Source organism: Mesorhizobium sp. SEMIA396 (assembly GCF_024518615.1).
GTDB lineage: Bacteria > Pseudomonadota > Alphaproteobacteria > Rhizobiales > Rhizobiaceae > Mesorhizobium.
This window is the reverse complement of record NZ_JANIFC010000005.1, coordinates 163715-176028: the sequence shown is the minus strand read 5'-3', so window position 1 is coordinate 176028 and position 12314 is coordinate 163715. Positions and strand designations below refer to the sequence as shown.

General features: G+C 63.4%; 13 protein-coding genes. All 13 read right to left on the bottom strand.

The features are described from left to right. Nucleotides 1-26: 26 nt before the first annotated feature. The gene (locus NP503_RS14715; RefSeq protein ID WP_236383032.1) at nucleotides 27-1457 is read right to left on the bottom strand and encodes an FAD-binding oxidoreductase; all 1431 of its coding nucleotides are present in this window, start codon (nucleotides 1455-1457) and stop codon (nucleotides 27-29) included. 32 nt (nucleotides 1458-1489) lie between these two features. Next, the gene (locus tag NP503_RS14710) at nucleotides 1490-2254 is read right to left on the bottom strand and encodes an amino acid ABC transporter ATP-binding protein (RefSeq protein ID WP_127267664.1); all 765 of its coding nucleotides are present in this window, start codon (nucleotides 2252-2254) and stop codon (nucleotides 1490-1492) included. An 11-nt stretch (nucleotides 2255-2265) separates the two neighbouring features. After that, nucleotides 2266-3345, bottom strand: coding sequence for an amino acid ABC transporter permease (locus NP503_RS14705; RefSeq protein ID WP_127267663.1), 1080 nt, complete (start codon nucleotides 3343-3345; stop codon nucleotides 2266-2268). Nucleotides 3346-3348: 3 nt separating this feature from the next. Continuing rightward, entirely contained in the window at nucleotides 3349-4512 is a 1164-nt protein-coding gene (locus NP503_RS14700) for an ABC transporter permease subunit (protein WP_127267662.1), read from the bottom strand. 82 nt (nucleotides 4513-4594) lie between these two features. Continuing rightward, nucleotides 4595-5629: an amino acid ABC transporter substrate-binding protein gene (locus tag NP503_RS14695; protein WP_127267661.1), complete on the bottom strand. Its 1035-nt coding sequence runs from the start codon at nucleotides 5627-5629 to the stop codon at nucleotides 4595-4597. An 87-nt stretch (nucleotides 5630-5716) separates the two neighbouring features. Next, the gene (locus tag NP503_RS14690) at nucleotides 5717-6667 is read right to left on the bottom strand and encodes a LysR substrate-binding domain-containing protein (protein ID WP_023810154.1); all 951 of its coding nucleotides are present in this window, start codon (nucleotides 6665-6667) and stop codon (nucleotides 5717-5719) included. A 95-nt stretch (nucleotides 6668-6762) separates the two neighbouring features. Next, complete coding sequence (locus NP503_RS14685; protein ID WP_127271850.1) at nucleotides 6763-7512, bottom strand: SDR family NAD(P)-dependent oxidoreductase; 750 nt, start codon at nucleotides 7510-7512, stop codon at nucleotides 6763-6765. Nucleotides 7513-7523: 11 nt separating this feature from the next. Then, entirely contained in the window at nucleotides 7524-8234 is a 711-nt protein-coding gene (locus NP503_RS14680) for an SDR family oxidoreductase (protein ID WP_127268816.1), read from the bottom strand. Nucleotides 8235-8523: 289 nt separating this feature from the next. Beyond that, complete coding sequence (locus NP503_RS14675) at nucleotides 8524-9312, bottom strand: FadR/GntR family transcriptional regulator (RefSeq protein WP_164749433.1); 789 nt, start codon at nucleotides 9310-9312, stop codon at nucleotides 8524-8526. A 50-nt stretch (nucleotides 9313-9362) separates the two neighbouring features. Then, a complete protein-coding gene (locus tag NP503_RS14670) occupies nucleotides 9363-9710 on the bottom strand; it encodes a RidA family protein (protein WP_023810158.1) in 348 nt (115 codons plus the stop codon). 31 nt (nucleotides 9711-9741) lie between these two features. Next, nucleotides 9742-10548, bottom strand: a complete 807-nt coding sequence (locus NP503_RS14665) for an SDR family NAD(P)-dependent oxidoreductase (protein ID WP_127268819.1) — start codon at nucleotides 10546-10548, stop codon at nucleotides 9742-9744. Continuing rightward, on the bottom strand, nucleotides 10541-11353 hold the full coding sequence (locus tag NP503_RS14660; protein ID WP_127268820.1) for a shikimate dehydrogenase: 813 nt from the start codon (nucleotides 11351-11353) through the stop codon (nucleotides 10541-10543). The genes NP503_RS14665 and NP503_RS14660 overlap by 8 nt, the downstream gene beginning before the upstream one ends. Nucleotides 11354-11359: 6 nt before the next feature. Further along, a complete protein-coding gene (locus NP503_RS14655; RefSeq protein ID WP_127268821.1) occupies nucleotides 11360-12250 on the bottom strand; it encodes a 2-hydroxy-3-oxopropionate reductase in 891 nt (296 codons plus the stop codon). Nucleotides 12251-12314: the final 64 nt, after the last annotated feature.

The window sequence follows — 12314 nt, the reverse complement described above, 5'->3', positions numbered from 1 at the left end:
TTCGGGGCGAAATCAAGAAATGCCGTCTATTCGAAAGTTTTTCTTTGCCGGGCAGCGCGCACCAGCACGCCCGGATTCATCGTGTCCCGTGGATCGAATGCATCCTTGAGCCGCGCCATGAGTTCGCGTTCCAATGGACTGCGGTTTCGGTCGGCCATGGCGACCTTTGCGCGGCCAAGTCCATGCTCGGCCGCGAAACTGCCGCCCATTTGCGTGGCGAGCGACGATAGCGCCTCGGCGAACCGCTCGGCCTTGCCGTCAAAATCGGCGCGGCCTTCCGGCGGCGACAGATTGTAGTGGATGTTGCCGTCGCCGAGATGCCCGAACGGGTTTATCCGCACGCCGGGAAGAATGTCGTCGCAGATCTCTGCGCCGGCCTCGACGAAACGGGCGATAGCGCCCGGAGGCACCGAGATGTCGTGCTTCAGCTGCTCTCCTTCCAGCCTCTGTCCTTCCGGCTGCTCCTCTCGCAGCCGCCAGAATTGTGCGCGATGCGCGCCCGTCGCCGCCAATGCTCCGTCCAGCACCAGGCCTTGCTCCATGCCCCACTCCAGCGCCGAAGCCAGTATCTCGTCGAGCGGAACGCGGGGGGCGCCCGATGCCAGTTCGACCAGCACATAGACCTCGCCGCGTGCCTCCAACTGGTAGGCGAGGTCGGGCAGGTGTTTGAGGGCCAGTCCCAGCCCGATGTCGGAGAAGAACTCGAGCCCGGTCAGGAATTCCCCCACCTCGCCCCGCAGAAAGGTGCCAAACGAAATCGCCGCGGCGAAATCGGACATGACGACAAGCGCGCTCGCCTGCCGCCGCGGCATCGGGTAGAGCCGCAGGATCGCGCGCGTCACGATGCCAAGCGTTCCTTCCGCGCCGCAATAGAGCTTGCGCAACTGGTAGCCGGCATTGTCTTTCTGCACCGCGCGCAGCCCGTTCCATATCGCCCCATCAGGGGTCACGACCTCCAGGCCAAGCACGAGGTCTTGCATCATGCCATACCGGAATGCCTGGCTGCCGCCGGCATTGGTGCCGACCAGGCCGCCGATCCTGGCGCTGCCTTCCGCGCCGAGATGCATCGGAAACATCAGGCCGTGCGGTTCCAGCGCCTCGTGCAGCGCGGCAAGCACGGCTCCCCCCTCGACGAGGATCGAGCCGCTGTCCAAGTCCGGTTTGCCGATCGCCGTCATGCGCGAAAGCGAAACGATCACCGCATCCGGCCGATCGGCGACGGCGCCGCCGCAAAGCCCGGTGTTGCCGCCTTGCGGCACGACCGCCAGACCGGCCGCGTGGCATGTCTTTACGACACTGGCCACTTCGGAGGTGTCCGCAGGCCTGGCCACGCCCAGAGCCGCGACGCCGTAGCGATCGAGCCAATCGCGCTGATAGGGCCTGGCATCGCTGCCCGAAAGCCATCCTTTCGGTCCGAGCATATCGCGCAAGGCGGTGACGGGATCAGTCACGGACATGGCTGCGGCCTGACGCGGGATCGTTGCATCGATCAGTGACCAAGCACCTGCGACAGGAACTGCCGCGTGCGCTCGTTGCGGGAGGAGGTGAAGAATTCATCGGGAGGCGCCTGTTCGACGATCTCGCCTCCATCCATGAAAATTACCCGGTCGGCAACCCGGCGCGCAAAACCCATCTCATGCGTGACGCAGATCATTGTCATGCCTTCGGAGGCGAGCGTGACTATGACGTCGAGCACTTCCGCGATCATTTCCGGGTCGAGCGCAGAGGTCGGCTCATCGAACAGCATGATCTCGGGCTGCATGCAAAGGGCACGCGCTATCGCGACCCGCTGTTGCTGGCCACCGGACAACTGACCGGGATACTTCATCGCCTGTTCGGGAATGCGTACCTTCTCCAGATAGCGCCGGGCGGTCGCCTCGGCATCCGCGCGCGGCACCTTGCGTACGATCATGGGCGCGAGCATGCAGTTCTCCAGCACCGTCATGTGTGGAAACAGGTTGAAGTGCTGGAACACCATGCCGACTTCCCGCCTGATCCCGTCGATGTTGCCGACATCGTCGTTGAGCTCGGTGCCGAGCACGGTGATCCGGCCGCCATTGTGCTGCTCCAGACGGTTGATGCAGCGGATCATGGTGGACTTGCCGGAGCCGGACGGGCCGCAGACGACGATCCTCTCGCCGCGATCCACGGACAAGCTCACCTTTCGCAGCGCCTGGAATGTCCCGTAATATTTGTCGAGATTTTCGATCAGCACCGCGGGGCCGCTGGATCGGGGCGAGTTTCCTGAAATCACGTAAACGCCCCCTATCGTTCGCCGACCGACATACGGCGCTCGAGAAAAGCGCCATAGCGGGACAGGCTGAACACGAAGATGAAGTAGATGAAGGCGATGAAGGCATAGACCTCGACATAGGCGAAGCGCCACTCGCCGGTGCCGTAGGCGGCATTGCCGGAGGCCAGGATCTCGAAGAAGCCGACGATGATCACCAGCGAAGTTTCCTTGAACGAGATCACGAACTGGTTGATCGTCGCCGGCAGCGCATTGCGCATGGCCTGCGGTAGAAGAATGCGGCCGACGCGCTGCCAATAGCGCATGCCAAGCGCCATGGCTGCCTCTTCTTGCCCACTGGGAACGCCCTGCATCCCACCCCTGACGATCTCCGCCTGGTAGGCGGAAAAAAACAGGGCCGAGCCCAGGATCACCCGGTACAGCTTGTCGCCCACCAGCCATTGCGGCAGTGCGAACGGCAGCACGATGGCGAAGGTGAACAGGATCGAGATCAGAGGCAATGAACGCACCCCGTCGATGATGAGGCCAGTGGTGCGGGAAATCCATGGCAGGCCGGAGCGGCGCAGCAGCGCCAGGCAGATCGCCAGCGGGAAGCCGATCAGGCAGGTGGTCACGAAGATGAACAGGGTCAGCGCCAGTCCGCCCCAGGCCTCCTCGCCGACATAGGGCAGACCAAGCACGCCGCCCTTCATCAGCACGTAGAAAAGCGCCGTTCCGGCTCCCCATACGAGTGCGATGCGGCGACCCGTCCAGAAGGCTGGAACGCAACTTAGCACCGTCATGACCACGACGATCAGGCAAGCCAGGGCCGACCGCCACTGCTCGTCATAGGGATAGAGGCCGAACAGGATGATGCGCCATCGCGCGGCAATGACCGACCAGCAGGCTCCCGCCGCCGCTTGGCAGGCTTCGGGTCCGCCGCTCGTCGTGAAGACGGCCGAGAAAACCGCCCAATTCAGGAGCTTCCAGGCCAGGAAGACCATGACCGCCAGGGAAGCCAGCGACAGCAATGCCTGCAGGGGCGTCGCAAAGAAGCGCCGCCTCAGATCCTCGATCTTGCCAATGGCAGGAGGGGCGACAACGACCATTTCCATCCCTCACCCCCTCAACTGGTTGCCCTTGAGGGCGATTGCTTTGTTGATGCGGTTGAAGATGGCGGCGAGGCTGAGGTTGATGACGAGGAAGCCAGCCATCAGGATGCCGATCGCTTCGATTGTCTGGCCGGAATGGTTGATCGTCAGCGCCACGATCATGAAGAAATCGGTGAAGCCCACCGCGATGCCCATTGTGGTCGCCTTCATCAGCCAGACATACTGGTTGGCGAGGATTGGCAGCATGGCGCGTAGTGCCAGCGGCAGCCGCACCAGCATGAAGACCCGCCACGGGCCGAGGCCCAGGGAAAGAGCCGCCTCGACCTGGCCCTTGCCGACAGCCTTGAACCCGCCGCGCACGATCTCGGCGATGTAGGAGCCGCCATAGATGGCGATCGCGATGGCCAGTGTCGCAAACTCCGGCGGAATGCGCAGGCCGCCTCGCAGATTGAGACCTTGCAGCGCCGGAAAATCGAGTAGCGGCGAGTCGGCCAGGCGGCCGGCCACCAGAACGATGGCCGCGCAGGCAAGTGCCGCCGCCGTGCCGGCAAGCTGAATGCCGCCACGCTGGCCGACCGGCAGGCTGAGGCGCGATGTCCTGCCCAGCCAGATCGGCAGCGCGATGGCGGCAATCACAGCCAATGTCGCCGCAGCGAGCGCGGCGCTGCTGATATTGGGGAACGGGATGTAAAGCCCCCGGCTGGTGAGGAGAAAGCCCCATCCCTCATGCGCGGCGCGCGGCGTCGGCAGATGGGTGATGACGGCATACCAGAAAAAAACCTGGAGGATCAGCGGGATGTTTCGGAAGATGTCCACATAGGTGCGGCCGAGCAGCCGGGCCAATTCGTTCGAGGATGTCCGCGCCAGGCCGACGATCGTTCCGACGATCGTCGCCAGCGTCAGGCCGACGGTTCCCAGAAACAGCGTATTGATGATCCCGATGAGGAAGTACCACCAATAAGGGTCGTTGGCCGTGGCGGGCAGCAGCGAGAAGTTCAGGTCCCAGCCCGTCGACTTGAACAGGAAGTCGAATCCGGAGGTGATCCCCTGCGCCGCCAGGTTCTGTCTGGCGATCACAATGCCGGCAAGCACCATCGCGGCGATCGAGCCGACATACAGGATCTGCAACAGTGCGTTGCGGACTTTTTGATTTCTCAGCAGGCTGACCATTCAGAAATCCTTCCCGAATTGCCGCGCGGTCCCGCCCGGCGGGAGCCGGGCGGGACCTGGAGCGGGATGCGTTCAGAACGGATCAATCAACAACCAGCGGGAACAGGACACCGCCATTGTTCCACAAATTGGTCAGTTCGCGATCCATCTTGTAGGGCGAGTCCTTGCCGAGATCGCGATCGAAGATTTCGCCGTAGTTGCCGACGTTCTTGATCACCTTGTAGGCCCAGTCGTCGGAGAGCCCGAGACCCTTGCCCATGCCTGGCGTGACGCCGAGGAATTTGGCGACCTGCGGTGAAGTCGGCTTGGCCTTTATCTCGTCGACGTTCTTCGAGGTGATGCCTTCCTGCTCGGCAAAGATCAGCGTGCTCAGCGTCCAGTTGGCGATGTCGACCCAGTTGTCGTCGCCTTGCCGCATGATCATGACTTCAGGCTCGACGGCGAGCACGTCGGGCAGGATGACATGGTCGTCGACCTTGCTCTTGGCGATGCGCGCAATGGCCAGTGTCGGACCCCACTGCGCATAAAGATCGCAGCGTCCCGAGAAATAGGCCTGCTCGAGCTCCTCGGTCTTCTCGATGAGCACCGGTTCGAGCTTGATGCCGAGCTTGGCAGTATAGGCAGCGACCTGCTGTTCCTGCGAGGTGCCGGCGGGAATGCAGATCGTGCCGCCTGCGGCATCCTTGAGCGACTTGAGGTTCAGCTCCTTGTGCGCCATCACCTTGGTGGTCCCGAGATAGTAGGACATGGAGAACTGCAGCCCAAGTTCGGTGTCGCGGCTGAGCGTGCCGCCCGAGGCCTTGACGATGATGTCGACATCGCCGGACTGCAGGGCCGGCCAGCGCTGGGCCCAGCTGATAGGAACGACTTTCAGCTTCGCAGGGTCGCCGAACACGGCCGCGGCCACCGCCTTGCAGAGGTCGATGTCCATGCCCTTCCAGTTGCCCTTGTCGTCCACCTCGGCGAAGCCGAGATAGGAGCCGTCATGGCCGGTGCAGTTCAGCATGCCGCGTGCCTTGACGGTTTCGAGCGTCTTGCCGCCGGCGGCTTCCGCCGGCGCCGCAAAATGCACGAGGCCAAGGGCCAGGGCCGAAGCCCCCCATTTCATCATTTTCATGTTCCGTCTCCACTGTTTGAGGTTGTTTGGTTTCTTGTTGTTGGAGGCCCGAAAGGCGTCTTTCAGGCCTCGGTCTCGAAGCCGCTTCTAGTCGGAAAGCGGGGCCGGTTTCGGTAACGAGGAAATCGTGAGGTCGCCGCGCCAATCCTGCTGAGCCAGCCATCGGTGAAGTGCCGCGACCGCCTTCACGCGCAGATGTCCGCGTGGGACGACAAGATAGAAGCCCGGGACTTCCTCCGGCTTCATGTCGGCAATGGCGTCGCGGCCGATCGGCGCGACCAGCGTGCCCGCCCGGAAATCTTCCTCGGCATCGATGACGGAAACCAAGCCCACACCTATGCCTTGCAAGGTCGCCCGGCGCATGGTCGCGGCGTCGTCGAAGCTGATGCTGCGGTCGCCATCCGTCAGTTCCACGCCAAGGTGGCGCAATATGTCCGGCCACAGACGCTTCGACTTGACGGTGTCGAGCAACGTGAACTGTGTCAGATCATGCGCCGACTTGATCCTTTCGCCGATCGCCGGCGTGCAGCAGATGATCTTCGGATCCGGCACCAGCAACGTGGTTTCATAGTCGGACCAGTTGCCGTAGCCCCACTGGACCGTCATATCGATATCGTCGCGCCCGAAATCGGGCAGGTCGACCATGGTCGTCAGGCGCAGGTCCGCGCCCGGCAAGATTTCCCGGAACAACGAAAGCCGCGGCAGGAGATAATGCGTGGCGAAGTATGGGCTCGCATTCAGGTTGATGCGGTCCCGATAGTTCGACTTGGTGACGCGGCGAACGCCTTCGGCAAACTCGTTGAAGCCGGCTTTGACATAGTGCGACAGAAGAATGGCCGACTCGGTCAGTTCGATCGACCGGCCCTTACGCTCGAACAGCGTTACCTGGAGCGTATCCTCCAGAAGCTTGATCTGCTGTCCGACGGCCTGCGGCGTGACCAGCAATTCATCCGCCGCCTGCCGAAAGCTCTTGTGCTGCGCGACCGCGTGGAACACGCGCAGAGCATTCAGCGAGGGAAGGCGCAGCTTGCCGGTCATCGAAATTCCGTTCCTTTCCCTGCTTGTGGCCCGGTCGGTCATGCACTGCCTCGGTCATGCACTGCCAGAGTTCAGTCGCCCGCGGCGAAAGAGACTTAGGCGTATATGTAACCACCTGAAACAATTACGTTTTCACCGGTCATGTAAGTGTTCTTGGGGCTGCCCGTCATCAGCACCCATTCGGCAATCTCCTTTGGCTCGGCACCGCGGCCGAGCGGGCTCGCCTTGGCCAGTTCCTCCAGGAAGCCGAGCGCTTTCGCCTTCTCCGTCGCCATGCCGGCCGGCGCCACCGAATTCACCAGAATGCCGTCCTTCGCCACGTGATGGGCAAAGGATCGGGTAAGGCTGACGACGGCGGCCTTGGTCGCCGCATAGTGAGCGTTCTGCGGATGCGCCTTGAAGGCGTCGACCGAGGTCAGGTTCACGATCCGGCCGCGGACGTGGCTCTTCGGCTCCTGCGATTGCATGTGGCGAACCGCCGCCACCATCATGTGGTAGGTGCCCTTGATGTTGATGCCGTTGGAGGCATCCCAGTCGGCGTCGGTGATTTCGAGGAGCGGGCGGCGAGGGTAGATCGCGGCACAATTGATCAGCGTGTCGACGCGCCCGAGTTTCGAAACGATCGCCTCGAATGCGGCGTGGCACTGTGGGCCTACCTGGATGTCGCAAAGGGCGGTCGCGGTAGGCAGTCCGCTGGCCTTCGCGGTCGCCAGCGCGGACTCGGCGGCTTCCTGGTTGATGTCGATGATGCCGATCTTTGCCGCTCCGGCCTCGACAGCCATCTCGGCTAAGAGGGCACCGAGGCCGGCACCACCGCCAACGATCAGAACGGAAAGATCTTTCATCCCAGTTTTCCTTACTTGGTACCGCTTGGCGAGGTTGGCCAAGTCGGCATGATGTCGAAACGGGTAACGTCGGCCCACGCGGGGAGCCCAAGCACAGCGACGACCATCCTGGCCACGTCATCCGGCTGCACCACTTTGCTGGCGTACATGGCTGCGCGCGCGTTGGCGTCGAGGATGTCCTGGTAGAGCTGCGTCTCGACACGGCCGGCAACGATCTCGGTGACGCGTACGCCCGATGGGGAGAGGTCGGCGCGCAGCGCTGCTGCAAAGCCTGATATCGCCGCCTTGGTCGCTGAATAGACGGCAATGTTGGAGTATGCCGCGTGGCCCGCTGTGGAGCCGGTGAACAATACATGCCCGGACTGCCGCTCGCGCATTTGCGGGACGACGAGGCGCGTGAGCAGGATTGCCGCGCTGAGGTTCACCTCGAGCGTGGTGTCGATGTCAGCGATCTCCATATCGGCGAAGTTGCCGAGCGGCGGCATGACCCCGGCATTGTTGATCAGCACGTCGATGGTGAGATCCGCCAGGGCCGCTTCCAGGGCCTCGCGGTCGGTGACGTCGACGGCAATCGGCACGATGCCGGGCCGCTGTGCCTGCAGCTCCTTGAGCGCGGCCTGGCTGCGCCCGACCGCATAGACGTCGTAGCCGGCGTCGCTCAGCGCGATCGCTATGGCCCGCCCTATGCCGCTCGTCGCACCGGTGATGAAGGCTGTCGTCACGTGGGCTTTCCTGATTGTCTGTTTTCAGTTTGCGGCCCGGGCCGATGCCGCGAAACCAAGAAAACCAGCAAAAAGGAAAGATAAACTTTCGAAAATTTCGGATGCCTCCAAAATCCCTTGGGGTGTTCGGATAACCGCAGCAGCCGAAAACCCAGGGAAACGCTGGCAAGCTGGCGCCTTCAGCCCTTGGGAAACCCGCGCAGCCGGTGACGGAACAAAAAACACGGCTTTCGCAACGGATGTCTAATTTTCAGCTCAGGCGCGCCGATGCGATCGAATTCGCGAGGCCTCATCCGCCTGTCGAGGCAGGCCTTTTCATGTCGGTGAAAAGTGAGGCCGCCGCCGCCTTCTGCTCGGCTTCGATTGCCTCCACGCCAGAGGCTCGGGCCAGGGCGCGCACCCGCCCGAGACTGTTGTGCAGGTGCTTGCGCATGGCCTGGCGGGCGGCGCGGCCATCCTGCCTTTCGATGGCGTCGACGATTGTCTTATGTTCGCTGTGTATGCGCGCGTAATAGCTGTCCTTGAGTTCGGGCGTGACCAGATAGCCGAGCTGGAAGCGCGGCACGATCATCGGCCCGAGATAGCTTAGGAAACCGTGGATGAATTCATTTCGTGCCGCCTTGGCGATCGCCAGGTGGAAATCATAGTCGTAGTGGATCTGGACGACGGCGGGATCGGCCTGCTGGGCGTCGACCTGTTCCATCAAGGTGCGGATCGCGCTGGCTTCCGCATCGGTGCGCCGTTCCGCGCACAATCCCGCCGACTCCACCTCGACGCTCAACCTCAGCTCGAGCAGCGCAATGGTTTCCGGCAAGGTCCTGAGCGCTTCGTCCGGTATCGAGAAGTTGCGCGGCGCCGGCGTCTCGCTGACGAACATGCCGCGCCCCTGCTGCGGCACCACCAGGCCTTCGGAACGCAGTCGCGCCACAGCTTCCCGCACCACGGTGCGGCTGACATCGTACTCGGCGCAAAGCTCCGCCTCAGTCGGCAATTGCGCGCCGGGCAGCAGCTGTCCGGAGCGGATCTTCTCGGACAGGCTCTCCGCCACGACGGTGGAAAGCGGCTTGCGCTTCGTCATCAGTCTCCCTCTCGCCAGATTCGGGATGATGCCCGAACCGGCAGGACCATTCAAACCGCCGCGGTGACGATCAGCTCGACCAGCATTCCGGGCTTCGCCATCCGTCCTTCGCCCGATGAGCGCGCCGGTGCGTGCTCCCCGGGCATCCAGGCGTCCCACACCGCATTGACCTCGTCGAAATCCCTGATGTCGTCCAGCCACATCTGCACATGAAGGATGCGGGTCTTGTCCGTGCCCGCCTTGCCAAGCAGCGCATCGATCTTGCCGAGCACCTCGCGCATCTGGTCGGCCGCGGACTGGCCGGGCCTCGCGACCTGGCCGGTGAGGTAGAGCGTGCCGTTATGGATGACGCCATGGTGTATGCGGGTATCGAAGTCGAAGCGCTGGATGTCGCTCACTGGCGAGATATTGATCACTGGATTATCCTTGTCAGATAGCCGGCGTTTGCCGGATGGGATTTCCCTGCAGATATTGTGCGTAAGGCGCCTGAACCAGCCAGCCGGCGTCGACCGGCAAGGTGACGCCGGTAATCGAAGCGGCGCGCTCCGAGCAGAGGAACAATGCCGCCTCGGCGACGTCGCGCGGCTCGACGAAGCGTCGCAGCGCCGTGGTGGCCTGTATGGCTTCGGGGTTGCGTTCACCCCTGGCGATCTTGGTCTTCAGACCATCGGAAAGTGTATAGCCGGGCGCGACCGCATTGACGCGAACGCCATGCGGGCCGAGTTCGGCGGCGAGGATCTGGGTCAGGGCCAGGACCGCATGCTTTCCCGGCGTGTAGGCGGGCAGCGACAGCGGCGCGAAAGAGGCGAGCGAGCCGACATTCAGGATCGCGCCTCGCCGGGCGGCCGACATCAGCCGGCCAAACACCTGGCACCCCAACAGCGTGCCGCGATAATTCACCCGCCACATCTTCTCGTCCTCGTCCAGATCCTGATCAAGGACGTACTTGCCGCTCTGCAAGATGCCGGCGCAGTTGACGACGACGTGAGGCGTGCCGAACCCGTCGCTGACAATCCGTGCCAGAGCCTCGACTGAGCCGCTATCTGCGACATCTGTCTGGACAAACAGCGCACGCGGCGCGCCCGCCGCCTGGCAGGAGCCGGCCGCCTCATTGCCCCTCGTCGCATCCCGGCCGGAGACGACCACATGATAACCGTCTTCTGCGAAGCGCTGCGCGATAGCGCGTCCGATGCCGGAGGTGCCGCCGATGACGACGGCAGTCGGTGTCTCAGCCATGGCCGCGGTCCTTGCCTTCGATGTCGAAGAATTCGGACATCGCCCGGACCTGGAAATCCATCATCGGGCGTCCCGGTTGAACGCGGCAGCCGATCCCCTTGGCCGCCCGCAGCAGAGCGGTTTCCGCAGGCTCCATGATGATGTCCACGACCGTCATATCCGGGGTCAGCCGGCTGACGTCAAGCGGCAGCGGATCGCCGGCATGCATGCCGACAGGCGTGGCGTTGATCGCCATATGCATGCCGGAAGGCTCGGCCTCTCCGACCTGGATGCGGCATTTCGGGAACGCGCGGCCAACCAGCGCCGCCAGTTTCCCGGCGCGCGCCGTATCGATGTCGGTAAGGCGGATTTCGTCGGCGCCGGCTTCCGCGAGACAATAGGCGAGCGAAGCACCGGCGCCACCGGCACCGACTTGAAGAATGCGGCGGCCGGCGATCTGATGCCCGTTCGCCTTGAGCGCATCGATGAAGCCGACGCCGTCGAAATTGTCGGCATACCAGCTGCCATCCGGCAGCCGTCGCACCGAGTTGGCGCTTTCCACCCGCGCGGCGCGGTCATGCGCGGCGGAGCATTTGTGGTAGACCGCAACCTTGTACGGCACCGAGATGATCACGCCCCTGATATTCTCGGCTGCCGTGATGCCGGCCCAGAAGGTCTCAAAATCCTCCGGGCGGCAGCTCAAGGGCACCATGAGGCTGTCGAGGCCCTTCTGCTCGAAGATCTCGTTGAATATGCCGGGGCTCTTGGCGTGGGCCACGGGATGGGCCAGCATCACGAAGATCTCGGCCTTGCCGGTTCCGCGCATCGGTTTTTACTCCTTTTCTTTTGACAGTTCGTGGCCGCTGAGGATCTCCAGCGCCCGGACGAGAGACGAGTGATCGGCCTCGGCGCCACCTGGATGGGCCGAACAGGCATTCATCAGTTGCTGCGCCATGGCGGTGTTCGGCAGCGCCACGCCAAGGGCGCGGGCACTGTCAAGCGCCAGGTTGAGATCCTTCTGGTGGAGCTTGATGCGAAAGCCTGGGGCGAAGGTCCGGTCGATCATGCGCTGGCCATGCACTTCCAGGACGCGGGAAGCGGCGAAGCCACCCATCAGGGCGCCGCGAACCTTCGCCGGGTCGCACCCGGCCTTGCTGGCGAAGACAAGCGCTTCGGCCACGGCCTCGATGTTGAGCGCGACGATGATCTGGTTGGCGATCTTGCAGGTCTGCCCGGCGCCATTCTGCTCGCCGATCAAAGTGACGTTCTTGCCGAGTGTCTCAAAGATCGGCAGCGCCCGCTCGAACTCGGCGGCCGGGCCGCCGACCATGATGGTGAGGCTTGCCGCCTTGGCGCCGACCTCGCCGCCCGAGACCGGGGCGTCGAGGTAGCCGGCTCCCTTCTCTCGCAGTTTCGCCGCGAACGCCGCCGTGGCGATGGGGCTGATCGAGCTCATGTCGATGACCAGCTTGCCGGCTGACAGTCCTTCCAGGACGCCGTCCTCGCCCAACAGGACGCGTTCGACGTCAGGCGTGTCGGGCAGCATGGTGACGACGATCTCGGACCGCCGTGCCACTTCGGCGGCGGACGCGACGACCGATGCGGTCAGGCCCTGCGGTAGAGGGGAGCGATTGAGAACGGTGACGATCTCATGCCCGGCATCGGCCAGGTGGCGCGCCATCGGTGCTCCCATGACGCCAAGCCCGATGAACCCGATCCTCATTCTCCAGCTCCCATTCGAAAGTCCCTACATCGCATCTTGCAGCGTTTTGTAGCCATATGATATA